Annotated in this window: 20 protein-coding genes; 10 read left to right on the top strand and 10 right to left on the bottom strand. The window is 53.8% G+C overall.

What is annotated here, in order from left to right; all coding sequences use genetic code 11:
- Positions 1-26 precede the first annotated feature (26 nt).
- Both PAG01S_RS14550 and PAG01S_RS14545 read right to left on the bottom strand, forming a co-directional pair.
- Positions 27-1,256: an MFS transporter gene (locus tag PAG01S_RS14550; protein ID WP_062759246.1), complete on the bottom strand. Its 1,230-nt coding sequence runs from the start codon at positions 1,254-1,256 to the stop codon at positions 27-29.
- Positions 1,257-1,400: 144 nt separating this feature from the next.
- Complete coding sequence (locus PAG01S_RS14545; protein ID WP_050679372.1) at positions 1,401-2,312, bottom strand: DMT family transporter; 912 nt, start codon at positions 2,310-2,312, stop codon at positions 1,401-1,403.
- 231 nt (positions 2,313-2,543) lie between these two features.
- On the opposite strand from PAG01S_RS14545, the gene lplA reads away from it, so the two are divergent.
- On the top strand, positions 2,544-3,560 hold the full coding sequence (lplA, locus tag PAG01S_RS14540) for a lipoate--protein ligase (protein WP_010247208.1): 1,017 nt from the start codon (positions 2,544-2,546) through the stop codon (positions 3,558-3,560).
- Positions 3,561-3,739: 179 nt separating this feature from the next.
- On the opposite strand, the gene cspE is transcribed toward lplA, so the two are convergent.
- Together cspE and PAG01S_RS14530 are read right to left on the bottom strand one after the other, a co-directional pair.
- Positions 3,740-3,952, bottom strand: a complete 213-nt coding sequence (gene cspE, locus PAG01S_RS14535; RefSeq protein ID WP_062759244.1) for a transcription antiterminator/RNA stability regulator CspE — start codon at positions 3,950-3,952, stop codon at positions 3,740-3,742.
- A 424-nt stretch (positions 3,953-4,376) separates the two neighbouring features.
- A complete protein-coding gene (locus tag PAG01S_RS14530; protein ID WP_062759242.1) occupies positions 4,377-5,573 on the bottom strand; it encodes an MFS transporter in 1,197 nt (398 codons plus the stop codon).
- Positions 5,574-5,867: 294 nt separating this feature from the next.
- On the opposite strand from PAG01S_RS14530, the gene PAG01S_RS14525 reads away from it, so the two are divergent.
- Positions 5,868-6,617, top strand: a complete 750-nt coding sequence (locus tag PAG01S_RS14525) for an NAD-dependent epimerase/dehydratase family protein (RefSeq protein ID WP_062759240.1) — start codon at positions 5,868-5,870, stop codon at positions 6,615-6,617.
- Positions 6,618-6,758: 141 nt separating this feature from the next.
- Here PAG01S_RS14525 and PAG01S_RS14520 read toward each other — a convergent pair whose 3' ends face one another.
- Positions 6,759-7,652: an ABC transporter six-transmembrane domain-containing protein gene (locus tag PAG01S_RS14520; RefSeq protein ID WP_062759238.1), complete on the bottom strand. Its 894-nt coding sequence runs from the start codon at positions 7,650-7,652 to the stop codon at positions 6,759-6,761.
- A gap of 104 nt (positions 7,653-7,756) precedes the next feature.
- Between PAG01S_RS14520 and PAG01S_RS14515 the strand changes: the two genes are divergently transcribed.
- The 3 genes from PAG01S_RS14515 (at position 7,757) to PAG01S_RS14505 (ending at position 11,671) form a co-directional block, all read left to right on the top strand.
- On the top strand, positions 7,757-8,332 hold the full coding sequence (locus tag PAG01S_RS14515; protein ID WP_062759236.1) for a TetR/AcrR family transcriptional regulator: 576 nt from the start codon (positions 7,757-7,759) through the stop codon (positions 8,330-8,332).
- A gap of 472 nt (positions 8,333-8,804) precedes the next feature.
- Complete coding sequence (locus PAG01S_RS14510; RefSeq protein WP_022624771.1) at positions 8,805-10,190, top strand: diaminobutyrate--2-oxoglutarate transaminase; 1,386 nt, start codon at positions 8,805-8,807, stop codon at positions 10,188-10,190.
- A 14-nt stretch (positions 10,191-10,204) separates the two neighbouring features.
- Positions 10,205-11,671: a pyridoxal phosphate-dependent decarboxylase family protein gene (locus PAG01S_RS14505; RefSeq protein WP_010247242.1), complete on the top strand. Its 1,467-nt coding sequence runs from the start codon at positions 10,205-10,207 to the stop codon at positions 11,669-11,671.
- 143 nt (positions 11,672-11,814) lie between these two features.
- Here PAG01S_RS14505 and PAG01S_RS14500 read toward each other — a convergent pair whose 3' ends face one another.
- Positions 11,815-12,690 carry a LysR family transcriptional regulator gene (locus PAG01S_RS14500; protein WP_062759235.1) on the bottom strand — a complete coding sequence of 292 codons (876 nt, stop codon included), beginning with the start codon at positions 12,688-12,690 and terminating at the stop codon, positions 11,815-11,817.
- Positions 12,691-12,858: 168 nt separating this feature from the next.
- Here PAG01S_RS14500 and PAG01S_RS14495 point away from each other — a divergent pair, with 168 nt between their 5' ends.
- Positions 12,859-13,863 (top strand): NAD(P)H-dependent flavin oxidoreductase, encoded by a 1,005-nt coding sequence (locus tag PAG01S_RS14495; RefSeq protein WP_062759233.1) that lies wholly within the window; start codon positions 12,859-12,861, stop codon positions 13,861-13,863.
- 386 nt (positions 13,864-14,249) lie between these two features.
- Positions 14,250-14,384, top strand: a complete 135-nt coding sequence (locus tag PAG01S_RS22660; protein WP_254920067.1) for a hypothetical protein — start codon at positions 14,250-14,252, stop codon at positions 14,382-14,384.
- Positions 14,385-14,660: 276 nt separating this feature from the next.
- Here PAG01S_RS22660 and PAG01S_RS14490 read toward each other — a convergent pair whose 3' ends face one another.
- Entirely contained in the window at positions 14,661-15,974 is a 1,314-nt protein-coding gene (locus PAG01S_RS14490; protein ID WP_062759231.1) for an MFS transporter, read from the bottom strand.
- Between the two features lie 207 nt (positions 15,975-16,181).
- Between PAG01S_RS14490 and PAG01S_RS14485 the strand changes: the two genes are divergently transcribed.
- On the top strand, positions 16,182-16,493 hold the full coding sequence (locus tag PAG01S_RS14485) for a VF530 family protein (protein ID WP_033761066.1): 312 nt from the start codon (positions 16,182-16,184) through the stop codon (positions 16,491-16,493).
- A 73-nt stretch (positions 16,494-16,566) separates the two neighbouring features.
- Here the strand turns inward: PAG01S_RS14485 and mqo are convergent, their stop codons facing one another.
- Complete coding sequence (gene mqo / locus PAG01S_RS14480) at positions 16,567-18,216, bottom strand: malate dehydrogenase (quinone) (RefSeq protein WP_033760335.1); 1,650 nt, start codon at positions 18,214-18,216, stop codon at positions 16,567-16,569.
- A 306-nt stretch (positions 18,217-18,522) separates the two neighbouring features.
- On the opposite strand from mqo, the gene PAG01S_RS14475 reads away from it, so the two are divergent.
- Both PAG01S_RS14475 and dcuR read left to right on the top strand, forming a co-directional pair.
- On the top strand, positions 18,523-20,157 hold the full coding sequence (locus PAG01S_RS14475) for a sensor histidine kinase (RefSeq protein WP_073970680.1): 1,635 nt from the start codon (positions 18,523-18,525) through the stop codon (positions 20,155-20,157).
- On the top strand, positions 20,154-20,873 hold the full coding sequence (gene dcuR, locus PAG01S_RS14470; RefSeq protein ID WP_009093030.1) for a two-component system response regulator DcuR: 720 nt from the start codon (positions 20,154-20,156) through the stop codon (positions 20,871-20,873). The genes PAG01S_RS14475 and dcuR overlap by 4 nt, the downstream gene beginning before the upstream one ends.
- Here dcuR and PAG01S_RS14465 read toward each other — a convergent pair.
- Positions 20,867-21,829 (bottom strand): FAD:protein FMN transferase, encoded by a 963-nt coding sequence (locus tag PAG01S_RS14465; protein ID WP_033786960.1) that lies wholly within the window; start codon positions 21,827-21,829, stop codon positions 20,867-20,869. The two genes, dcuR and PAG01S_RS14465, sit on opposite strands and share 7 nt — an antisense overlap.
- 63 nt (positions 21,830-21,892) lie before the next feature.
- The gene (locus tag PAG01S_RS14460; RefSeq protein ID WP_062759327.1) at positions 21,893-24,673 is read right to left on the bottom strand and encodes a flavocytochrome c; all 2,781 of its coding nucleotides are present in this window, start codon (positions 24,671-24,673) and stop codon (positions 21,893-21,895) included.
- Positions 24,674-24,942: the final 269 nt, after the last annotated feature.

Raw genomic sequence — 24,942 nt, 5'->3', positions numbered from 1 at the left:
CTGTGACTCCTGAGTTCAGTTACCGCTTAATCACGGTATTTGAATGAGAAGAAGAAAATAATCGCAATCACCGCAGCCGCCACGGCAGGGATCCACCAGAATATCGCCCAGCTCTCTGGGCTGGCGTTACCCGCCACCAGCTGATTGTAGAGCGCACCGGAGATTTGCGATCCCAGCAGCATGCCGATACCGTAGGTGAACATCACCACCATGCTCTGCGCCTGCCCCTTGACCTTTTCACCGGCGATCCGATCGGTGTAGATGAATCCCACCACAAAGAAGAAGTCATAGCAGACGCCATGCAGCAGAATGCCCAGATAAATCAGCGTGCGCGTCTCATCACTCATGCCCAGCGCAAACAGTGCATAGCGGACAAACCACGCTGTCATGCCAATCAGCAGCATGACTTTCACGCCAAGACGGCGGAACAGCAGTGGAATGATCAGCATGAAAACAATTTCAGACATCTGACCCAGTGACATCAGGGTGCTGACTTCCCGAATGCCGGCATCCGCCAGCCAGGAGGCGGTAAAGGCGTAGTAGGTGCCGAGCGGAATAGAGATCAGGGTGGCACATACAGCAAAGACCAGGAAATGACGCAATCGCAGCAGTGCGAAGGCATCGGCGCAGAAGAGATCGCGGACTTTTAACGGCAATCCTTTGGCTGGTGCCGGCGTATGTGGCAGCGTCAGGCTGTAGATCGCCAGCAGTACCGAACAGAGCGCCGCCAGCTGGAACACTGCCACGCTGTCAGCAATGCCGGTTACGCCGATAAAGATCCCCGCCACGATCCAGCCGATGGTGCCGAAGACTCTGACAATGGGAAAGCTTTTCTCGCTGCTGGCGAGGCTGTGAAAGGCGATGTTATTTGAAAGCGCCAGCGTCGGCATAAAGCAGAGCGTATAGCCAAATAACAGTGCGATCAGCTGCGCCCCGTTCTCCGCGATTAGCGCCTGGGGCACGAACCAGAGAATCGCTGCGCCCGCCAGGTTCATCACCGCCATGACTTTCTGCGAGGGAAAAAAGCGATCCACCAGCATGCCGAGCACAAACGGCGAGAGAATCGAGGCGATGGGCCCGGCCGAAAACGCATCCCCAATCAGCAACGGCATGTTGTGACGAGTCATTACCAGCCCCAGCGTCACCGACCAGCTGCCCCAGATAAAGAACTGCATAAACATCATCAGAGAGAGGCGCGGCACCAGCAGCTTATGCTGCACCTGCTGGCCTGCTCTCTCCTGCACTGTTGCAATCATGGGAACCTCACGAAAAAGTAATCGATTACATTCTGATTGCTCACAACGTAAACGAATGCAGCCGACTGTTCCTTCGCCGCGATCACAAATTATTAACTCTGCGTTATCACTCGGTAAATAACAAGGCGATGCCGGGCGGGCCGATCAGCGACTGGCATTAACTATCCGCGCTTTACGGAAGCGGTAACGCTCATACAGCACCGAGTAAAGGCCGCCTGCCACCACCAGAATCGCACCCATCACCGTGGTGGAGGTTGGCAGATTGCCGAGCAGCAGATAACCCACCGCCACTGACCAGATTAACGTGGTGTAGTCGAACGGGGCCAGTAACGACGCTTCAGCATAGCGCAGGCTCAGAGTCATCAGAATCTGAGTAATACCGCCCAGCAGCCCACATCCCACCAGTAATGCCAGCTGATTGCCATGCGGCACTTTCCAGCCGCCTGGCAGCGTGACCAGCGACGTTAAGGCCGTGGTGATAGCGAACCAGAAAGCGATGGCGCCCGGCTTCTCTTTGCCGTTAAGAAAGCGGATCTGCACCAGCGCACAGGCGGTACAGAAGGCCGCCATCAACGCCAGCAGAATACCCGCCGATGCAGAAAGGGAAAATGTTGCCTGGCGCGTCAGTGTGAGATGCCCGGAGAACATCACCAGAATGCCACTGAAACCGGTAAAGACCGCGACCCAGCGATAGTGACGCACTTTTTCGCGCAGAAATAGCGCCGCCAGCAGCACGGTAAACAGCGGCGCGGCATAGTTGATAGCCGTGGCGTCGGTCAGAGAAATGTAGAGCAGCGACAGATAACTGAAATAGAGTCCACCGGTTCCGGCCAGCCCACGCACAAAATGCCCCCGGATATTGCGGGTGCGAATGCCGTCCAGCACGCTGCCCTGCAAGCGCAGCCAGATTAACAGCGGCACCAGTGCCAGCAGCGAGCGAAAAAATATTACTTCGCCGACCGGTATCGCCCCATCGAGTTCTTTTACACAGGCCAGCATCAGCGTGCTACTTAATGCAGCGGTGATCTTCATCGCTATGCCAGCGGAAGCGTTCATACGATTTTTGTTCTCTCAAAGGGAAAATAAGCAGGGGAATCAGCACACTCCTTATCCATATTGTCATAATGTCGTACACCAATCTGCCGCGATTACTCTGCAGACGGCATTTTATCTTTTTTTGCCGCAGCATCACGGCATGAAGAGGCATGTAGTCCCGTTTCCCTGCTGGTACACTCTGCCTTCTGCCCTGCTTTATGGGCCTCTTCTCTTAAGGAACGGGAGTCACCGATGTCCACGCTGCGTTTACTGTTATCTGAATCCAACGATCCCTGGTTTAACCTGGCGGTAGAAGAGTGCATTTTCCGCCAGATGCCGGCCACCCAGCGGGTGCTGTTTTTGTGGCGTAATGCGGAAACGGTGGTGATCGGGCGGGCACAGAATCCGTGGAAAGAGTGCAATACCCGACGCATGGCGGAAGATGGCATCCGGCTGGCACGTCGCAGCAGCGGCGGTGGCGCGGTGTTTCACGATCTCGGCAATTGCTGTTTTACCTTTATGGCCGGCAAGCCGGAGTATGATAAAAGCGTCTCGACTGAGATCATCCTGCGCGCACTGACTTCGCTTGGCGTACCCGCGGAGGCCTCTGGCCGTAATGACTTAGTGGTGAACACCGCTGACGGGCTGCGCAAAATATCCGGTTCAGCCTACCGTGAAACGCCGGATCGCGGTTTCCATCACGGCACTATTCTGATGGATGCCGACCTCTCCCGCCTGGCGGATTACCTTAATCCGGATGTGAAGAAATTGCAGGCGAAGGGGATTACCTCAGTGCGCGCCAGAGTGACCAATCTGGCGGAGTTAACGCCGGGTATCAGCTATCAGGCGATCTGCTCCGCGGTGACGGACGCATTTTTCAACTATTACGGTGAGCGCTGTGAGCCAGAGAGGATCTCTCCCGACGCCCTGCCCGATCTGCCGGGTTTCAGAGAGCAGTTCGCAAAGCAGAGTAGCTGGGAGTGGAATTTCGGTCAGGCACCCGATTTCTCGCATCTGCTGGACCAGCGTTTTGTCTGGGGTGGTGTGGAGATTCATTTCGATGTAGAACGCGGCGTGATCAGCCGCTGTCAGATTTTCAGCGACAGCCTCAACCCTGCGCCGCTGGAAGCGCTGGCGCAGCGGTTGCAGGGTGTGACCTATCGGCCCGATGCCCTTGAACCGGTGCTGAATCAGCTTATTGCGGATTTCCCTGAGCAACGCGCGGAGCTGACAGAATTGCAGCAGTGGCTGGTCGCCAGCGTGCGCTGAACATTTTTTTACTGGCCCGCGCGGATATCTGGCGCGGGCAAAAAACATCGCGTAAGCATCTGGCAAACCATAAACGCAAAAAACCCGCACAAGGCGGGTTTTAATTAATTATCAATATCAGGCTTATCTGCTCAGGCTATTGCCATCACGCGTTGATAAGCACCATTGATAATTAAGGCTTACATAGGGACAACGTTTGCCGCTGAAGGACCTTTAGCGCCGTTTTCAATAGTGAATTCGACCTGCTGACCTTCGTCCAGAGTTTTATAATCGCTGCTCTGAATTGCAGAGAAATGTACGAATACATCTTTGCTGCCATCCTGAGGAGAGATAAAACCGAAACCTTTACCAGCGTCAAACCATTTTACTAAACCAGTCATTTTATTAGACATCGATAATTCCTTAATTTATGAGCCACAAAGTGGCGAAGATGGCCTGTCTTTCAGAAGGTAACTTACCAGGCTTTTAGGAGGAGACTCATGAATAAGGGTATCTTGTGATATCGCTTGCACTGAGGACTGCTTTACTAAAACTGCTTTGATAAGGTCTGTGTTCCAAACCGATGACGCTATTAAGCCACGCCTCACCGACATTAGCAAACATTATTTTAATTTACTTTTAACATCCAGACGTCCGGAGCGCCCTTGTTGATTTTCCGAGCATTTTGAAATATCAGGGCTGACAGAATGATAATTTTCGCTGAACGGTCAGAGAGTCAATAATGATGCGGTTAATCATTGCTGAAAAATAATACGGCGGCCCTGTACTAATAAAGCGCAGCGATAAACAGTATCGCTGCGCCCTGCTTTACTCATATCAGGCCAGTTGAGTCTGCTGACGGGCAGCATGACGCGCCGTGAGCACAAAGACCATCAGACCGGCCACGCCCAGCGCAACACCCACCCACGCGGTGGAGATCCAGCCATAGCCCAGCGACACCGTCAGGCCCCCAAGATACGCGCCCATCGCATTGGCAATGTTCAACGCCGAGTGATTCATCGCAGCCGCCAGGGTTTGCGACTCATTGGCGACATCCATCAGGCGAATCTGCAATGACGGCAGCAGCACTGAGCAGGTGCCGATCAGGAACGTGGCCAGCAGGCCGGTTGCCACATGCTGAACCAGCATCGGGAAGGCCAGCATCACCAGCACGTTCCATAACAGCGTCCAGCCAATAATATTCAGCACCGGGCCATCAGCCAGACGGCCACCCACCAGATTACCGATGATCATTCCCAGCCCAAACGCCACCATCGCCCAGGGGATCAGCGAGGGGGCGATGCCAGCAATGTTAATCAGCGTCGGCGCGATATAACTGAAGATAGCGAACATCCCGCCAAATCCTACCGCCCCTACCAGCAGGGTCAGTAGCACCTGCGCGTTTTTCAGCGCGCCCAGTTCCCGCAGCGGATGCGCATCCACATCGCCAGGCGTGTAAGGAACATAGCGGCCAATCAGCAGGCAGGTCAGCAGTCCAATTGCGCCCACAAAGGTGAACACCACGTGCCAGCTAAATAACTGCCCTATCCAGGAGCCCAGCGGCACACCAATCAGGGTCGCCACCGTCAGTCCCAGCATCAGTGACGCCAGCGCGCGGCCACGACGTTCAATCGGCACCAGCGAGGCGGCTACCAGCGACGCCACACCAAAGTAGGCGCCGTGAGGCAGCCCGGTCAGAAAACGCGCCACGAGCAGGCCGTGATAGCTGTCAGCCATCGCGCTGGCAACATTACCGATACTGAACAGCGCCATCAGGATCAGCAGCAGCGATTTACGCGCCATTCGCGCCGCCAGCACCGCAATAAACGGCGCACCGACCACCACGCCCAGCGCGTAACTGGCGATGGCGTTGCCCGCCTGCGGCTCGGTAATTGCCAGGGAGCGTGAAACATCTGGCAGCAGGCCCATCATGATGAACTCACCGGTACCGATGCCAAAGCCGCCCAGCGCGAGGGCCAGTAATGCCCAGCGGACAAAACCGGCATCGTCGGTTTTATGATTTTTTCTTAACAAAATTGATTCCCAATGGCCAGAACTGAAAAAACTGAAGTGAGCCGGAGAGAGAAAGCAGAGCGTGTTCCCGTCCGGGTGAAGCGGGCAGACTATAAAAAGTCAGGCTGCGCTTAGCAACCCATTTATGTGATCTGGCGCACAGTGAAGGCTGCGGTAACGTAGGTCTTTATCCGTGCCACTCTGGCGCATAGCGACCTGTTTAAGATCACAATCCGGAAAGCTACGCAGGCCCGAGTCGGGAATCTCTGTTTAACTGACCTCTCAGCGCTTCTTTTGCATAACAGGAATCAGCAGATGACGACCAGAGTTATCCTTCTTACCGGTGCCAGCGGGCGAATCGGGCGCACTTTCTTTGCGGCCAGCCAGAACAACTACCGTTTTATCCTGACCGATTTATGTGAGCCGGATTACACGATACCCGCACCCCATCGTTTTATTGTGGCGGATCTGTCACAACCTGGTGCGGCGGAGAAATTACTGGCTGAAGAGCCTGTCGATACCGTCATCCACCTCGCCGGTATCCCGGATGCGCAGGCCAGTTTCGACGATCTGCTGCCCGCCAATATTCTCTCTACGACCTGGATACTCAGGGCAGCAGCTGAGCACCGCTGTCGTCGTCTGGTCTTTGCCAGCAGTGCGCAGACCATTGAGGGCTACCCGGCGGATGTGCAGATACATCCTGGCATGGCTGTCTCTCCCGCGAATCTGTATGGCGTCACCAAATGTTATGGTGAAGCACTTTGCGCCTTCTATGCCAGCCAGCACGGCTTGAGCTGTGTGGCATTAAGAATCGGGGCGTTTGAACCTGCACTGGATAACAGCCTGCATAATGCGAGGGATTACAGCGCATGGCTGAGTCCGGAAGATGCCGTCAGATTACTGACTGGCGCTGTCGAGGCAGAGAAGATCACCTTCTTTATTGGCTACGGCATTTCCGATAACCGCTTTAAGCGCTTTGATCTGACACAGACGCGAGAAGTGCTGGGCTATACGCCATCTGATAACGCATTCAGAGCATTTGCGCCAGGTGAGCTGGATTATTAGCCCCTCCCCTGAGCCGTGATCGCTTTCGGTCCCGAGTCGGCTCGTTATTCTTCACCTCCGTTGCCGCCGGTCCCTCCGGCGGCTGCTTGAGCCCTCAACTGAGACAACGCCCAAAAGAAGGCAGCGCATGAATCGGCCAAATCAGTGCGTGCCGGTATTTACCCGGCGACCTATGTCTTTCAGCTGGGAATATTTTTCCAGCAGCTGTGGGCCATCATCCAGGCTCATGGCAAACATCCACATATAGGTCATCACTGAATAGATATGACCCGCATTGGTCCCGCCACGGTTCGACATTACCGCAATGGTGACAGCAAATAGCAGCGCTGCCACGCTACCGATGGCCAGATAACCCCAGGCTTCCCGATCGGAGAGACGGATCCGCAGGCTGGCCAGCACGCCATAATGACGGTCCAGTGACGCAGCGTTAGCGTTGCTGACAAAGCTCACCTCTTTCTCCAGCCGGTTATTCAGACGACCAAACAGCATATCGTTTTTGCGGGTAAATCCCGGCAGGAAACAGGCGAAGAACAGCAGGGTCGCCAGACAGCCCGCGCCGGTCCAGAACTCGATAGCCAGCAGCATCACCGCGGCGCCGGTCATAGAGGCCAGCGAGGTAATCAGCACCGGCAGATGTTTCTCAAAAAAGTCGACAAACTCGCGTGACAAGGCCACCCGCGCGGCAATGGTGGAAGCGCTCTGGTTTTCGTTACGCTGTGCCACAATCACCGGCACGGCCAGCCCGGCGTAAATACGGGCAAAGGTGCGGGTATCGACGCTGCGTCGTGCCGCTCCGATGGCCCACATGGTAAACACCATCACCGCATAGAGCACCGCATGCCAGGTCCTGCCGGAGAGAATCGCATTAATAGCGAAGCCCGCCAGCAGCGGATAGAGGAGATACATGACATTTTCCGCCACCACCAGCAGCAGCGTGAGGAACAGCTTGCGGCTATGGCGACGGCCGAGCATTTTTAATGTCAGAATAGCGCTGCGGGGTTTTGCTACCGGCAGGATCGTTTTTGAGGAATGCATAGTTTCTGTTTCTGATATCATGAGTCTTGAGCGGTTGCTCAAGAACGAAAAGCAGTCTATTTGAGCAGTTGCTCAAAGTCAACGTGACACTCATTGAGAGAAAGATGAAAGAGTCAGCTGAAGCACTGAGAACCAAAATCCTGGATGCCGCGATAGTGTTATTTATCGAGAAAGGGATCGAAAAAGTGACCACTCGGGAACTCACTGAGTCGGTGGGCATTTCACGCAGTCATATTTATCACTATTTCAGCAACTGGCAGACGCTCTGCCTGGCAGCGCTTGAACGCTTTATGCACGTGGATTTAGAAAATTTTGCTGACTCCCTGAATCTACTCACACCCCGCCAGAGGTTGCTGACGCTGTTCGAAAGTCATCTGCCGAGCGCACCGGATGCAACCTGGCAACTTTATGCTTCATTCTGGCAGATGGCTGCGCATCACGAAGCCTATGCCGCGCTGGCAGAACAAATGACGGCAGCGTGGCAGGCGCTGGTGGAGGAGATAATTCGTGACGGCGTCACAGATGGAACGCTGCGTTGTGCCGATATACCGCGCACCGCCCGGCAAATCAGTGCGATGCTTAACGGCTATGCCGATTTGCTGACCATCAATCCGTCGGAGAAAAAGGCAAGCGAAGGGATGGCTGACTTAACGCAGTTTATTGATCATCTCCTGTCGTAACGTGGATCTGACGCGTTATAAAGGCTTTAACAACGCCAGATTTTAATTAAATGTTAATAAAAGGTTTATTATTTTAATTGGTCTGCGCTTTTAACCCGCTATAAATGCAGCTTCTTCAGTCAAACTGACTTATGCTTTTTCCATCTGAAAAGGCCCCTTTTTGATAGCGTTTTGCCCCGGAAACAGCTATTTACACAGATTATTATCATTGACTTAGCACGCCCCGCGCCGGGTAAGCTGGTGTTTTTACGCCACTTATTAACAACGGACTAGCGAAGCGGCAATAATGTATACGTTCACAAACTCACCAAATGATTGATTCCTATAGCAAAGAATCTGTTATCTGCCGATAAAATTAAACGTTGAGTCGGACCTTAAAAACACCTATATTGGCCGCGCTTAAAACACATACCCCCATTTAAATACATTTATTCAACTGCGACGCTACGCCCGTCCCGGTTGTAGGAGAGATATGATGACGGATAAAGTCCGTATTGATAGTTTGAATGCACAGAACTTAAACGCAACCAATGAAACCTATTTAGCCCGTCAGGCTGAATTTGAATCAAACGTTCGAAGTTATCCTCGCAAATTGCCGTTCGCGATTGCGAAAGCACAGGGTGTCTGGATCACAGACGTCGAGAATAATCAGTATCTCGACTGTCTTGCAGGTGCCGGAACGCTGGCATTGGGTCATAACCATCCAGACGTTCTGCAGAGCATTCAAAATGTCATTACCAGCGGCTTGCCGTTACATACTCTTGATTTAACCACGCCGTTAAAAGATGCGTTCTCTGAGTATCTGCTCTCGTTATTACCGGGTCAGGGCAAAGAGTACTGCCTGCAGTTTACCGGCCCGTCGGGCGCGGATGCCGTTGAAGCGGCGCTGAAACTGGCGAAAAAACACACCGGTCGTTCCGGCATCATCAGCTTCTCTGGTGCGTATCACGGCATGACCCACGGCGCGCTGTCGGTCACCGGCAACCTGTCACCGAAAGAAGCGGTCGACGGCTTGATGCCGGAAGTGCAGTTCATGCCTTATCCGCACCTCTACCGCTGCCCGCTGGGCATTGGCGGTGAAGCGGGCGTGAAAGCGCTGACCTACTACTTCGAAAACCTGATCAACGACGTTGAGAGCGGCGTTCGTAAACCGGCAGCCGTCATTCTGGAAGCAGTTCAGGGCGAAGGCGGTGTTAACCCGGCTCCGGCTGAGTGGCTGCAGCGCATCCGTAAAGTGACCAAAGAGCATGGCATTCTGCTGATCATCGACGAAGTGCAGGCGGGCATTGCCCGTACCGGTAAATTCTTCGCCTTTGAGCACGCAGGTATTGAGCCGGACATCATCGTGATGTCAAAAGCGGTCGGCGGCGGTCTGCCACTGGCGGTACTGGGCATTAAGAAAGAGTTCGACGCCTGGTCTCCTGGCCACCACACCGGCACCTTCCGTGGCAACCAGCTCGCAATGGCGACCGGCCTGACTACGCTGAAACTGCTGAAAGATAACAACATCGCTGACAAAGTTGCTGCACAGGGCGAATGGCTGAAAGGCAAACTGGGCGAGCTGCAGCAGCGCTACCCGGTGATCGGCAACGTGCGTGGTCTGGGTCTGATGATCGGCATTGAGCTGGTGAAACCTGACGAAGCCGCTGATCACATGGGCAGCTTCCCGGCAGACGGCGAGCTCTCCGCGCTGGTACAGAAAAAATGTTTTGAGAACGGCCTGATTCTGGAGCGTGGCGGACGTCACGGCAGCGTATTACGTCTGCTGCCTTCCCTGCTGATCACAGATGCAGAACTGGACGTGTTTATGGATAAATTTGAAAACGCCCTGCTGTCAGCTGGCGTGAAACCAGTTTGAGTGGAGTGAATGCAATGTCCCGGTTAAACCCGATTCTGGCGGCCTCAGCACAGAGTACCGAGGCCTACCAGCAGGCGATTGCCCAGAGTAGCGCGGCCGTCGTGAAGTGGCTGGAACAACCTGAGATGTATCAGGGAAAAACCGTCGCAGAGCTGCGCGAGCGCATTAAGCTGGACTTCAATCCTCAGGGCCTGGGCAACCAGGCCGCGATTGAACGCGCCATTGAGTACTTCCTCAAAGACAGCCTGTCGGTTCATCACCCGCAGTGTGTGGCGCATCTGCACTGCCCGAGCCTGGTTATCAGCCAGGCGGCGGAAGTGCTGATTAACGCCACCAACCAGAGTATGGATTCGTGGGACCAGGCACCTTCAGCCACTCTGATTGAGATGAAGCTGATTGAGTGGCTGCGTTCCCAGGTGGGTTATCAGTCCGGCGACGCGGGTGTCTTCACCAGCGGCGGCACCCAGAGCAACCTGATGGGTCTGATGCTGGCGCGTGATGCCTGGTTTGCCCGCCAGGGTCATTCTGTTCAGCAGGATGGTTTAACCGGCGATCTGAAGAAGATTAAAGTCTTCTGTTCAGAGAATGCGCACTTCTCGGTTCAGAAGAACATGGCGCTGCTGGGTCTGGGCTATCAATCCGTGACGCAGGTTAAATGCGATCGCTTTGCACGCATGGATATGGATGACCTGCGCCACAAGCTGGCAGCCTCCAAAGCCAACGGCGAAAACATTCTGGCGATTGTTGCCACGGCGGGTACTACCGATGCTGGTGCGATCGATCCCCTGCGTGAAATCGCGGCGCTGGCGGCCGAAGAGAACATCTGGGTGCACGTCGATGCGGCCTGGGGCGGCGCGCTGTTGCTCTCAGAAAAGTATCGTGACTATCTGGATGGCATTGAGCTGGTCGATTCCATTACCCTGGACTTCCACAAGCAGTTCTTCCAGACCATCAGCTGTGGTGCTTTCCTGCTGAAGGAAGCACGCCACTATGAGCTGATGCGCTACCAGGCGGCCTATCTGAACTCTGAGTTTGATGAAGCGCAGGGTGTGCCGAATCTGGTGTCCAAATCGCTTCAGACCACCCGCCGTTTTGATGCACTGAAACTGTGGATGGGTCTGGAAGCACTGGGTCAGAAACAGTATGCCGAAATCATCGATCACGGTGTGACACTGGCGCAGCAGGTTGCACAGTACGTTGATGAGCAGCCTGCGCTGGAGCTGGTGATGAAACCGCAATTGGCCAGCGTGCTGTTCCGCTATCGTCCGGCGCATCTGGCGCACTTTAGCAGTGCGGATATTGCGCTGCTGAATCAGCGTATCGGTGATGCCCTGCTTGAATCGGGCCGCGCCAACGTTGGTGTGACCGAGTTCGATGGCGTGACCTGCCTGAAGATGACCCTGCTGAATCCGACAGTGACGCTGGAAGATATCAAAGTGTTGCTGACATTGGTGGAAACCACGGCACAGCAGCTGGTGTAAATAGTGGCGTCAGGGTCACTATCAGAGGCGCCTCAGGGCGCCTTTTCTTTTTCTGTGTTTATCCCTTTCATTCATCGGTGAGGCCACAGCGCCTGTCCGCTGGTTTGCCGGACACCTCCGCCTCTGCCCCTTTTGTGTAGCCCCTAGCCGATCTTGTATTGACTCACCCATTCAGCACAAAACTCCAGATACGCGAGTGTGATGGCTGAAGGATGTTTGTGCCGGACATAGACCAGATGTAAGGGCATCGAGTGAGTCGGATAATCAGGCAGCAGTCGCACCAGCTTTCCGCTCTCCACATCAGGTTTAACTAAAAAATCAAACAACAGCGATACCCCGGCACTGCTCAGTGCATAGTGGCGCAGGCCCTGCGTGTTGTTGGAGGAAAAAAACGGCTCAAACTTTACCTTCTCGTCTCCGGATACCCACTCAAAGGAACCACTGTTAAGCCCTTCCCAGCTGGCTATCGGATACGTCGCCAGCGCCGCCAGCGTCTGCGGATGTCCAAAGCGTTCAGCCAGTTCAGGCGTGGCAACAAACCATGCCTCGACATTCATAACCGGTTTCGCAATTACATCCTCGGTATGCAACTCGCCCAGCCTGAGTGCCACGTCAATGCCATCTTCAAACAGATCCACCACTCTTTCGCCTGAGTGGCAAAACACTTTGATATCAGGATAGCGTTGCTGAAACGCATGCAGTAACTCCCACCAGATAGTGAAGTCAGGCGGCACCGATATTCGCAGTTTGCCCGCCAGTTTGTGCGCAGACCTGACCGTTTTGGTGGCCTCTTCCAGCAATTCCAGGCCAGGTCGCGATTGCTCAAAGAACTGTTGTCCTTTGTAGGTCGGCCTGACCCCTTTCTTTGATCGCTCAAGTAACTGCACACCCAGTGCCTGCTCCAGCTCGTTCACTTTCCGCACCAGCGTAGAGATGGGGATAGCCGTTCTCTCGCTTGCCGCTGAAAAGCTGCCTGCCTGAACGACTGCAATAAAGAGTTTTGTCGCGTTGAGATCCATTATCTTTCCATATCTGGCAAACATGTACCCAATTCTGACCATTTACTTCTTATTTTCAACTATTAAACTCCCTGTTTTGGCTAAGAGAATAAAAATAAAACGGCCCGTAAAAAATTCTTATTTCTAACGAATAAGTCTGGCTACACAGTATCCGGATAAGGAAAAACCATGAAAAACCGTGTGACAGAAATTCTGAATATTCGCTATCCCATTATTCAGGCACCCATGTACTTTCTGACCAATGCAACGTTTGTTGCCGCAGTATCAAACGCAGGCGGATTAGGCATAATTGGCCCCAACGCCGGGCAGGATACATTGCCGGACTCTCGTTTCATGGCGCTGGAGCGCATGCGTGAGCAAATCAGAAAAACCAAACAGCTGACGGATAAACCTTTTGGGGCAACCCTGATCAATGGGCCCGATATGAGTTTCTGGCGTCCAACAGCTGAAATGTTTGTTGAAGAGAAGGTAGAGGTCGTTTTAGTTAATGAAGTGCTTGATGCCGAAATATTCGATTTTCTGAAACAACATCGCATCAAAATCCTTTATCGTGCGCTGACGCCTGACGTAGCGAATTCTCAGCAGGCTGAAAAGCTTGGCGCCGATATCATTGTCGCCACGGGATTTGATGAAGGCGGCACCGTGCCATCACGCATTATCGGAACGTTCAGCATCGTGCCTATAATCGCTGACAGTGTGAAAATTCCGGTGCTGGCGGCAGGCGGCATTGGGGATGTGCGGGGCGTGCGTGCAGCCATGGCGTTAGGTGCAGAAGGCGTCTGGATAGGCAGCCTGTTTTTAACCGCGCAGGAGAACCCGGCGGATGAGAAGGTCAAGCAGCTGATTGTTTCATCGAGCGCAGAAGATCTGCTACTTTTTCGCACCCTGCCCGCTTATTACCGTACATTGCCCACGCCGCTCAGCCCCAGGCTGGCAGAACTTGATGCGCACGGCGCTGACCGTGAAACCCTGTTCACTGCAATGAATGGCTACCACTCTTTATGGCAGGCGATGCGACTGGGCAATTTTGACAAAGGCGTCGTTTCGACAGGCACCGGCATCTCGATGATCAAATCGGTGCGAACCGTTGCAGCCATCGTCGCCGATCTGGCACAAGATTTCATCACTCAGCCGGAGAAACAGAAATCTGACGACACCGTTCTCAGTCTGTAATCTGTTTAAAGTTAGTGATGTGACCGCCACCAGCGGGATCCGGTTGTCGGATGAGTCCCGACCGGGTCCAGCGTGCTGCCCGCAGTGTTCAACTGTGGGCCTTTATTCAGCTTTTTATCTTCGCAGCCTGAAGCCATACAGGTTCAACCCTTTTCAGTCAAACAGACACAAGATAAATTAACAGCTTTTATTCCCTTATTTAGATTTCGTTTATTTTATAATTTGCATGACGGCTTTATTTCAGCAGAGTCTGGAAAACCGCATCGCGATCAATAAATAAAGATTTTACTTCAGCCATAATCAATCAACACTTACGTTAAGTCACTGATAACAGTGAATAACATATTACAGATAAGAATAGTTTAATTTCACAGGAATTAACGCTTATGCTCCTGCGTAAAATAGTTATCATTCTTCTCGGTATGATTATGGCTGCTGTCATCATTATTGCCGACAACCATGCTCATAAAGTTAATTGCCGCGATCAGGTTTTCAGTTTGCCATCATCGCAAAGTGAATGACCTTGTCCGAATCCTTCTCTCCAGCATCCTCTTTGACTTCAGACCTGTTGACGGTGTTGATGAAGCGTGAAGACCAGAAACTTTGATCCGGCTGAATCGCTTACGGGATAAAACCCTGTTACATCGGCCTGCACAGAGCGGCACGTTACGCCGGTGATATTACAGCTGCATTTCTGATAAGCAGGCTTGTTTGTTGCCCTTGCCGGCAGACCTGCCAAAGAAGGCTGCATGGCACTTCAGCAGCCTGAATTTCCCGCTCAGCTCGCTTACCGACACTTAGCGCGACGGTGGCTCATCCAGCAGACGCAGATGGTCATCTTTGTTCAGGGTCATCAGCGCAACAATACTGACCAGCGCAGTCGCCATCACATACCAGGCGGGGATATCGGGATTACCGGTCTGTTTAATCAACCCGGTGATGATCAATCCGGCACAGCCTGAAAACACCGCGTTAGAAAGCGAATAGGCCAGACCCAGTCCGGTATAACGCACCCGCGTCGGGAACATCTCTGACAGCATCGCAGGTCCCGGTCCGGCCAGCAACCCGACCACTCCGCCCGCGATAAACACCACCAGCGCTTTCAGCAGCAGCCCGGTGCTCTCTGCCTGAAGTATGTTAAGCAGCGGCAGAGAGAGCACCAGCAGCAATACCGCCGCCGTCACCATCACCGCACGGCGGCCAATCCTGTCACTCAGCATGCCGGCCGGGATGATGGTGGCAGCAAAGCCCAGGTTCGATATCACCGCAATCAGCAACGCCTGGTTAAAACCGGTGTGCAGCGATGCCTGCAGGTACGTCGGCATAATCACCAGCCAGGTGTAACCGGCCGCCGACCAGACCATCAGCCGACAGATACCGAGCAGGATCGTTTTCAGCGTATCGCCAAGGCTGGCGTCAACTTTTGCAACGGGTTTTGCCTGCTGCTGAATAAACGCCGGGGTCTCCTCCATCTGAACCCGCAGCCAGAGCGCGATGACACCCAGCGGCAGAGCAATGAAGAACGGAATGCGCCAGCCCCAGCTCAGCATCTGCTCCGGTGACAGCAGCAGTGAGAGCAGCGCTACGATGCCCGCGCCAGCCAGTAATCCCAGCGCCACAGTAAAAGATTGCCACGCCCCATAAAGGCCCCGCTTACCGCGCGGTGCAAACTCGGTCATCAGCGATACCGCCCCGCCATACTCACCCCCCGCGAACAGGCCCTGCAGAATACGCAGACCGGTCACGATCAGCGGCGCCAGGATGCCCAGATGGGCATAGGTGGGCACCAGGCCGATAGCCGCCGTCGCCAGCGTCATCATGATTAACACAAAAATCAGCGTGGGTTTGCGCCCGATGCGATCACCCATCCGGCCGAAAATGATTGCTCCGAGTGGACGAAAGAAAAAGGCGATGGCGAATGACGCATAGGTCAGCAGAAGACCGGTCAGCGCTGACTCCCCTTCCAGCCGGAAAAAGTTCTGCGCTATCACGGTGGCAAGAAAGCCATAGACCGCAAACTCATACCATTCAATGAAATTACCTACCGAACCGGCAATCAGAGCACGTTTACGGCTGGCGGAGCTGAGCAGATTATCGACGGGCACAGACATGGCAGGGGATCCTTTTTGAGCATCATCAGTCGCTTATGATTAGCACAATCGCCGCACGCCTGCGCACTCTTCTGCCTGTCACGTTAACTCAGACACAGAAATCTGCGCTTAACGCGCCACGGCACGCCCTTTTTCACCTTCACGCCTTGCACAACGGCTTTACGATTGTCAGGATGTGCGGCATTGAATGAATCAGGCGGATAGATGATGAACGCACAAACCTCAAAAGATCCTCTGCATGGCGTAACGCTGGAGATGCAGATAAACAGTTTAGTCGCGCAGTATGGCTGGGCGGAGCTGGGAAAACGGATCAACATTAACTGCTTTAAAAGCGATCCGAGTGTTAAATCAAGCCTGAAGTTTTTGCGGCGCACGCCCTGGGCGCGGGCTGAAGTCGAAGCGCTTTATCTCGCCTCGTTAAAAGAGAAACCGGCCTCCCGCGAAGCACCGTCTGAAGAGGCGGATCAAGCACCCGCAGAAGATCCCTGGGGCAACTGGCGCGGTAACCAGCCGGAGTAACGGGCAGACAACGCGGCAATAAAAAAGCCCGCGCAGGATAACCTGTGCGGGCTTTTTTTACGTCAGGTCGCTGTTACAGCGCCATGTCGTGCTTCGCTGAAGGCGCTGCCTGCTCAGGCTGTGCTGCTGGCGCCTCGGCTGCTTTGCCATCCATGTTGATAACCGGCGGTGTGGTCAGCTGCAGAGTCGCAGCGGTGTCATTCCATACCTGCTGGAGCATCGGCACGTTGTCATTCAGTTTCTGACCGTAGCCTGGGATCATCTTGTGGATTTTTGCCTGCCATTCCGCTGACTTAAACTCTTCCGGGAACAGTTTCTGCATCACGCTTAACGCGATAGGCGCAGCGGTCGATGCACCAGGAGAAGCACCCAGCAGTGCCGCCACGGTTTTCTGCTGATCGGTCACAATTTCTGTACCCAGTTTCAGCACGCCACCTTTGTCAGCATCTTTCTTGATGATCTGTACGCGCTGACCGGCCTGAATCAGTTTCCAGTCCTCTTTCTTCGCGTCCGGGTAGTACTCTTTCAGCGCTTCGAAGCGATCTTCTTCTGTCAGCATCACCTGGCCAACCAGGTATTTCACCAGGTCGAAGTTATCCATACCCACGTCGGTCATTGGCACGATGTTATGAGTAGTGGTGGTGCTCAGCAGGTCAAACAGTGAACCATTTTTCAGGAACTTGGTTGAGAAGGTCGCGAACGGTCCAAACAGCACGACGCGTTTGCCATCCAGATAACGGGTATCCAGATGCGGAACGGACATCGGTGGTGCACCGGTAGACGCCTGACCGTAGACTTTCGCCAGGTGACGATCGGCAATCGCCTTGTTTTCGGTTACCAGGAATGAACCGCCGACCGGGAAGCCTGCATAGTTTTCCGCTTCCGGAATGCCGGTTTTCTGCAGTAATTTCAGCGCGCCGCCGCCAGCACCAATAAAGACATATTTCGCGTCAACTGCACGCTCGTTGCCGTTTTTGGCATCTTTAATGGTGACGTGCCATGAGTTATCACCGTTACGTTTGAAATCGGTGACTTCAGACGAGGTTTCCAGACGGAAGTTGTCATTCTTCTTCAGGCTGCCGATTAGCTGACGGGTAATTTCACCGTAGTTTACGTCGGTGCCAACTGGCGTCCAGGTTGCGGCCACTTTCTGCTGTGGATCACGACCTTCCATCACCAGCGGTGCCCACTGCTCGATCTGCTTGTGATCGGTAGAGAACTTCATGCCCTGGAACAGCGCGGTTTTCTGTAACGCCGCATAGCGTTTAGTAAGGAAGTCGACGTTGTCGCCCCAGACGAAGCTCATGTGTGGCGTTGAGTTGATGAAAGAGCGCGGATCGTGCATCACGCCCTCTTTGACCTGCGAACTCCAGAACTGACGTGAAACCATGAAAGCTTCGTTGATTTCCAGCGCTTTCGTCACGTCGATCGAGCCGTCTTTACGCTCAGGCGTATAGTTCAGCTCCATATTGGCAGAGTGACCGGTACCGGCGTTGTTCCAGCCGTTAGAGGATTCCAGTGCCACACCATCCAGCTTCTCAACCATGATCTGTTTCCAGCCAGGCTGCAGCTCTTCCAGCATGGTGCCCATTGAGGCGCTCATGATGCCGCCACCAATTAACAGGACGTCGGTTTTTTCTGGTGAAGTTTCAGCATGCAGTGCTGAAGAAACTAACAAGGCCGCGAGGGAAAGAGTGGGGATAACTTTCTTTGAATTCATCATTTTAATCTACAGCTCAGACGGTATTGGTTAAAAAAAGTCCTTAAAGTTTAAAATAATGTTATTTGTGAGTTAATGTGAAAATAGTTATAAAATTAAAAATAGCAATTTAGCCTTAATTTAATTACAAAAGGCTTACCGAATTGCTCACATATTTTAACCACACATTAAGGGTGTCCTTTGAATTATACAATCCCCTAACACAAATATTGTTCTCCGGCGATTGCCCGCGCGCAGACCGCTAAAACTGTACTGATGCGGTCAGTTAGCGTATGTTTCCGGGCGATCTTCCACCCGTGCTGAACGCCAATGACAAGCCAACCACAGAACCGATATGCCGTGACTAAACGACCCATGAAACTCAGTACCCTGACCACCCTGATGATGACTGCAGTTATCGTCACCGTGCTGCTTGCTGTCCATCTGCTCTATTTTGTGCAGATCGATAACTTTGCTCAGTCGCATCTTAAAGATAAGGCGATGGCGGTGGCACGCACTCTGGCAGACAGCCCTGAAGTCCAGCGTGGGTTGCTGTTACCGGACGGCAGCAGCCAGATTCAGCCACTGGCTGAAGCCGCGCGCAAACGCAACGGCCTGCTGTTTGTGGTGGTGACGGATATGCGTGGCATTCGCTTTTCACACCCAAACGCGGCGGTGATTGGCAAACATTTTGTCGGCAACGATATCTATCCGGCCCTCAGCGGGCGGGAAAATGTGGCGGTAAATCACGGCGTGCTGGTAGAGGCACTGCGGGTATTTACCCCGGTTTATAACGCAGATCATCAGCAGATTGGTGTGGTGGCGATCGGCATTGCGCTGAATGATGTGGCGGCGCAGATTGCCAAAAGCCGCTGGAACATTGTCTGGACTGTCTTATTTGGCGGCCTGGTGGGTCTGCTGGGGATTCTTATTCTGGTCAGGCGCCTGAAGAGCATATTGCTCGGGCTGGAGCCGCACGAAATTTCCAGCCTGTTCGAGCAGCGTCAGGCGATCCTCAATTCTATTAAAGAGGGTGTGATTGCGGTAGATGATGAGTCACGCGTCAGCCTGATTAACCACGCGGCACAGCAGCTACTGCATGAGACCACCCGCAAGATGCCATTAAGCGGCGATCTGATTGCTGAAGAGAGCGTAATGCACCGCCATCAGCAGGATGCGCTGCATGCGGGCAAAGCCTGGCACGATCAGGAGCTGACGCTGGGTAATCGCATCCTGATCAGCAATACCGTGCCGGTTCGCAGTCGTGACCGCATTATCGGCGCGGTAACCACCTTCAGGGACAAGACCGAGATCAGCCAGCTGATGCAGCGTCTGGACGGCATGGTAAACTATGTAGATGCGTTACGTGAACGTTCCCATGAGTTCATGAACAAGCTGCATGTCATTCTGGGCCTGCTGCATATGAAAAACTATGCGCAGATGGAAGAGTACATCCTGAAAACCGCCAACGCCTATCAGACGGAGATTGGTTCGCTGCTGCAAAAGATCAAATCGCCCATCATTGCGGGTTTCCTGCTCAGCAAAATCAACCGGGTGACCGATGAAGGCCATCAGCTGATTATCGATGAGGCGAGTTTTCTGCCCGACTGCGGCAGCGAGGAGCAGAGCGCGGTACTGATTACGGTGCTGGGCAATTTAATTGAAAATGCGCTTGAGGCGCTGGATCCGGAAACCGAAGGGGAAATCCACCTCATGCTGCATTATCAGAATGGCTGGTTAGCCTGTGAAGTGAGTGATGACGGACCCGGAATCGACGGTACGCAGCTCAGTGCCATTTTTGAGCGTGGCGTCTCGTCAAAAGGCGAAGATCGCGGTGTCGGATTGTTTCTGGTTAAGCAGCAGACCGAAAGCCTGGGCGGCAGTGTCAGTGTCGAGTCGGAACCGGGTGTATTCACCCAATTCTTAGTACAACTTCCGTGGGAGAGAGGAATGATTACCCAATGATCAATGTGTTAGTTGTCGATGATGACGCCATGGTAGCCGAGCTGAATCGCTGTTATATCGGGCAGATCCCAGGCTTTACCTGCTGCGGCACCGCCTCAACCTTACAGCAGGCCAAAGAGCGGCTGGCGCAGGCCGAACCTCAGGTTGATCTGATCCTGCTGGATATCTATATGCAGCAGGAGAACGGTCTCGACCTGTTGCCGGAACTGCGCAGCGCAGGACGTCCGGTTGACGTGATTATTATCTCGTCAGCAGCAGATGCCGCCACCATCAAAACCTCACTCAACTACGGTGTGGTGGATTATCTGATCAAGCCTTTCCAGTTTGCCCGCTTTGAAGAGGCGCTGACTGGCTGGCGACAGAAAAAATCGCTGATGGATAATCATCAGTTCTATCAGCAGTCGGACGTTGATCAGTTGTTGCATGGCAATCCGCCGGGGGCCAGCGAGCAGAAGCGACTGCCGAAAGGATTAACACCGCAGACGCTGCGCACGCTGTGTCTGTGGATCGACGCCCATCCGGGTACCGAATTCTCCACCGACGAACTGGCAACCGAGGTGAATATCTCTCGCGTCTCCTGCCGCAAGTATCTGATCTGGCTGGCGCAGATTAATATTCTGTTCACCAGCATTCATTATGGGGTCACGGGCCGTCCGGTTTATCGCTATCGCCTGCAGCCGGAGTATCACACTTTACTCAAACAATATTGTCAGTGAACCAGCCGGTAATCGGTGTCCAGTAACTGAAAAGAAAAGTGACGTTGTGACGAGCAGATCACCTGCCTGTCACGGGTCACAAATATCGCTTCAATGCCCGGTTGCTCCGCCAGGCAGGCAATGCCCTGTTCAACGCCGAGGCCGTAAAGCAGTGTGGTGTAGATGTCGCCATCCAGTGAACGGTCAGAGATCACGGTGACGCTCAGCAGGTCGTTATCCAGCGGATAACCGCTACGCGGGTCGAGGATGTGGTGATAACAGACGCCATCCAGCTCGAAATAACGCTCATAGATACCGGATGTCACCACCGAGCGATTATTCACCCCGATCACCCCGATCAGCTCATCGGCCTCACCAAATGGTTTTTTCAGGCCGATTGCCCAGCCCGCCTCTTCTGGCGGCGCACCCACCGTCTGCACATTTCCGCCCAGATTAATCAGCGCACTGCTGACCTGCTGCTGGCGCAAAAAAGCCTGCACAACATCGGCGATATAGCCCTTGGCGATGGCGCCCAGGTCGATCTCCATCCCCGGCCGGGCCAGCATGACACTGCGGCTTGCGTCATCAAGAATAACGTCATGCGGATTCGTCAGCGCCATACGCGCCTGAAGTTCTGTCTCTGATGGAACACGGTGGCCCTGAAAGCCGATTTTCCAGCACTTCACCAGCGGGCCGATAGCCAGATTAAACAGGCTGTCGGGCAGCAGGCTCACCGCATGCGCGCAGGCGATCAGGTCAAACACCGGCTGACTCACGACCACCGGATGCTGCCCTGCCGCGTGATTAATCGCCATCACTTCCGACGCCGCGCGGTTAACCGTGAAGAGATTCTCCTGCTGTTTAATCAGGCGGAAGACCTGTCCGGCCAGGGTCTGATTATCGTCGAAGAGTTTGAGCAGGATGGGTGAACCCATTAAGACAGCGGAGTAAGCATAGACACGCGCATCAGTTAACATAGGCGACTCTGCTTTAAAGAGAAAAGAACGGCATCCGCAGAGCGCGGATGCCGGAGACGACCCTTAACGTCGGGCGTAAGCGGCGGCGTTACCACCGGCCAGAATGCCGAAGATAATGATATCGGCGACTGCGTTACCGCCGATGCGGTTCGCGCCGTGAATGCCGCCAACCACTTCGCCACAGGCCCAGGCGCCGTTAATCACCTGTTTCTGGCTGTCCAGCACCGCGGTGGTGGTGTCAATGGTGACGCCGCCCATGGTGTGGTGTACGCCCGGTGCAACACGAATCGCGTAGAACGGCGCTTCACTCAGAGGATGACGCAGCGCGGTCTGGCGACCGAAGTCTTCATCTTTCTGCATGATAACGAAGTTGTTGTAACGGGCCAGCGTGGCTTCCAGCGTATGATGCTCACTCATGTTGAGCTTCACCGCCAGTTCCGCCACGGTTGGCGCGCTGACCACAAAGCCTTTGGCAATATATTCGTCAGCCGCTTTGTTATTCATCCGCACCTGCTCGTCAAACACAATCCAGGCACTCTTCTCTGGCAAGGCGATAATCTGCGCCGAGACTTTATCGCGGGTTTCCATTTCGTTGTAGAAGCGCTCACCCGCCTGACTGACCAGGATAGCACCGCCGCCACGAATGGATTCGGAGACCAGATAAGAGGTGGTCTGTTCAACCGTTGGGTGAATCTGGATTTCGCCCATATCCACGGTACCGGCACCAATTTTTTCCAGCATGGCAATACCGCTGCCGGTGGCACCTTTGTGGTTGGTGGTGACAAAGCCATCAAGTTCAGGGCGATATTTCACTACCAGTTCACGGTTCGCACTGAATCCGCCGGTCGCCACAATCACGCTTTTCGCGTTCAGGATACGGCTGTCGTTGTACTCATCGACCACTCTCACACCCGCTACCGCGCCGTTCTCATAAAGGATTTCTGAGACTGAGGTTTCCAGCAGGACTTCGATGTTGCGGCTGTTGATGTTTTTAACCAGACCGCTGATCAGGAAGCCACCCACCGCTGAACGATCCGCCGGACGGTGGGTACGATCGATGCTCATCCCGCCGGTAATGGTGATGTCGTTAAGCTCAATGCCGTGATTCGCCAGCCACTCGATAGCCTCCGGCGCCAGCTCTACAAACTCACGCAGCAGCACCGGATTATTTTTAAACTGACCGCCTTTCAGCGTCTCCTCGTAGAACAGCTCTTTGCTGTCTTCGATGCCTTTAAATTTCTGGAAACGGGTTTCCGCGGCGTTCATGCCCACTGAGGCTTTAATAGTGTTACCGCCAATGGTCGGCATCTTCTCGATGATGACCACGCGCGCACCTTCATCGTGCGCCTGAATCGCCGCCGCAAGACCGGCGCCGCCGCTGCCCACAATCACCACATCGTAATTCTGCGGTGCGTTAGGGTTGCCGCCCTCTTCAATAACATGCTCTTTGCTGGAGGTGGTCAGCGCGCGTGAAACCGCTTTTTTCAGCGCCTCACTCTGGGTAGTCGCCCCGGTAATCGCATCGACGTGTGGGCTGTTGGCCACCAGGATGCGGCTACGCAGGCTTTCAAAGGTGGTGGTGAAGTCCACATCCAGGGTGTCATCCGGCACCAGCGAGATGTCAGTGATACGGTCAGTATCCAGCGTAACGTTGATTTTCAGTTTCAGCGCTTCGGCTTCGACTTTTTCCTGATAGACGCCCGCTTTGTATTTACGGCCCGATTCACTCATGTCGCGGATCATCGCATCGACCAGGGAGAAGCGCCACAGCGGTTCCGGGATCTGCAGCTCTTCACGTTTGTTGCTGTCGATGTAGAGTTCGAGGTGTTCGTTATTGATGATTCGGTCAGCCCAGTTCGGATAAGCGATACAGGCTTTACCAATCGCCACCAGATCGTAGCCTTTCTCCAGCGCCAGTTCGGCATCGGCTTTATTGACGACGCCGCCAACACCAATCACCGGCACTTTTGCCAGCACAGGCGAACGCATCGCGACGAACTTCTCAATCAGCGGCGTCGGATCCTGGGTATCAACAATTGACGGACGCAGCAGCTGACCTACCGAAAAGTGGACGTAATCGAGTCCGCGCGCGGCCAGTTTTTCCAGCAGATAGAGCGTGTCGTCAAAGCGAATGCCGGGCACTTCGATCTCTTCCGGCGAGAAGCGATAGCCGATGATGAAAGAGTTATGGGCGAAGCGCTCAGCCATCTTGTGGGTGATTTCCAGCACTTCCAGCGGGAAGCGTGCGCGGTTATCGCGGCTGCCGCCCCACTTGTCATCGCGCTGGTTAGAGTTCGGCGAATAGAACTGCTGAATCAGGTAGGTGTTAGCACCATGAATTTCGACGCCATCGAAACCGGCCTTGATAGCGCGGTTCACCGCATCACCAAATTTGGTGATCATGGTTTCGACTTCTTCGGCGCTCAGCGCCAGGGGTTTGGTTGCCCCTTCACGCGGCGCCGCGATGGCGCTTGGCGCAACCGGCGTTTTGCCACCAATCAGCTCCGGTTCCACCATACGGCCGCCGTGATAAATCTGCAAAATGGCCGTAGAGCCTTCAGATTTAATCGCGTCCGCAATGCGTTTCAGACCAGGGATTTTGTTGTCGCTGTCGATAGCAATGGCACCCGGAAATGCCGGGCCACGGTTGTCAATGAAGCAGCATTCAACGATCACGGTTCCGATGCTGCCTGCACGTGCGCGATAGTACTCGACCAGCTCACTGGTGACCGTACCGTCATAAAAGCCGGTACAGGTGGTCATCGGTGCCATTACCAGTCGGTTTTTCAACACAGCGCCATTAGGCAGGGTCAGTGGATTAAGGATAGGGGTGAGAGATTTCATTGCGATAAACTCCAAGATTTAAAAGTCTGGAAATTTTTTAGCGGACGCAAATTATCGCTTAATTAAGTGGTCCGATGTCATGAGACTAATATACCCTTTTCTTTGCTTTCATAAGCGATAAATTTACTTTTTTAACTTTTAAATGATTTAGAGTTTTTATTTGCCGAATGCATAAAGTGAAGTTATATTAATTGTTAACCATGGGTAACCAAAAATCAACCATTCGTTTACCTAAAAAATAAATCGTTTATCATCAAGAAGTTAAAGCA

This window comes from Pantoea agglomerans NBRC 102470 (assembly GCF_001598475.1).
Lineage (GTDB): Bacteria > Pseudomonadota > Gammaproteobacteria > Enterobacterales > Enterobacteriaceae > Pantoea > Pantoea agglomerans.
The sequence above is the reverse complement of the archived record's forward strand: the minus strand, read 5'-3'. Positions and strand labels throughout refer to the sequence as shown.

Excerpts from the sequence above, each read along its gene's own strand:
- PAG01S_RS14550 (WP_062759246.1), bottom strand. The coding sequence starts at position 1,256 with ATGATTGCAACAGTGCAGGAGAGAGCAGGCCAGCAGGTGCAGCATAAG.
- PAG01S_RS14545 (WP_050679372.1), bottom strand. The coding sequence starts at position 2,312 with ATGAACGCTTCCGCTGGCATAGCGATGAAGATCACCGCTGCATTAAGT.
- lplA (WP_010247208.1), top strand. The coding sequence starts at position 2,544 with ATGTCCACGCTGCGTTTACTGTTATCTGAATCCAACGATCCCTGGTTT.
- cspE (WP_062759244.1), bottom strand. The coding sequence starts at position 3,952 with ATGTCTAATAAAATGACTGGTTTAGTAAAATGGTTTGACGCTGGTAAA.
- PAG01S_RS14525 (WP_062759240.1), top strand. The coding sequence starts at position 5,868 with ATGACGACCAGAGTTATCCTTCTTACCGGTGCCAGCGGGCGAATCGGG.
- PAG01S_RS14520 (WP_062759238.1), bottom strand. The coding sequence starts at position 7,652 with ATGCATTCCTCAAAAACGATCCTGCCGGTAGCAAAACCCCGCAGCGCT.
- PAG01S_RS14515 (WP_062759236.1), top strand. The coding sequence starts at position 7,757 with ATGAAAGAGTCAGCTGAAGCACTGAGAACCAAAATCCTGGATGCCGCG.
- PAG01S_RS14510 (WP_022624771.1), top strand. The coding sequence starts at position 8,805 with ATGATGACGGATAAAGTCCGTATTGATAGTTTGAATGCACAGAACTTA.
- PAG01S_RS14505 (WP_010247242.1), top strand. The coding sequence starts at position 10,205 with ATGTCCCGGTTAAACCCGATTCTGGCGGCCTCAGCACAGAGTACCGAG.
- PAG01S_RS14500 (WP_062759235.1), bottom strand. The coding sequence starts at position 12,690 with ATGGATCTCAACGCGACAAAACTCTTTATTGCAGTCGTTCAGGCAGGC.
- PAG01S_RS14495 (WP_062759233.1), top strand. The coding sequence starts at position 12,859 with ATGAAAAACCGTGTGACAGAAATTCTGAATATTCGCTATCCCATTATT.
- PAG01S_RS22660 (WP_254920067.1), top strand. The coding sequence starts at position 14,250 with ATGCTCCTGCGTAAAATAGTTATCATTCTTCTCGGTATGATTATGGCT.
- PAG01S_RS14490 (WP_062759231.1), bottom strand. The coding sequence starts at position 15,974 with ATGTCTGTGCCCGTCGATAATCTGCTCAGCTCCGCCAGCCGTAAACGT.
- PAG01S_RS14485 (WP_033761066.1), top strand. The coding sequence starts at position 16,182 with ATGAACGCACAAACCTCAAAAGATCCTCTGCATGGCGTAACGCTGGAG.
- mqo (WP_033760335.1), bottom strand. The coding sequence starts at position 18,216 with ATGATGAATTCAAAGAAAGTTATCCCCACTCTTTCCCTCGCGGCCTTG.
- PAG01S_RS14475 (WP_073970680.1), top strand. The coding sequence starts at position 18,523 with ATGACAAGCCAACCACAGAACCGATATGCCGTGACTAAACGACCCATG.
- dcuR (WP_009093030.1), top strand. The coding sequence starts at position 20,154 with ATGATCAATGTGTTAGTTGTCGATGATGACGCCATGGTAGCCGAGCTG.
- PAG01S_RS14465 (WP_033786960.1), bottom strand. The coding sequence starts at position 21,829 with ATGTTAACTGATGCGCGTGTCTATGCTTACTCCGCTGTCTTAATGGGT.
- PAG01S_RS14460 (WP_062759327.1), bottom strand. The coding sequence starts at position 24,673 with ATGAAATCTCTCACCCCTATCCTTAATCCACTGACCCTGCCTAATGGC.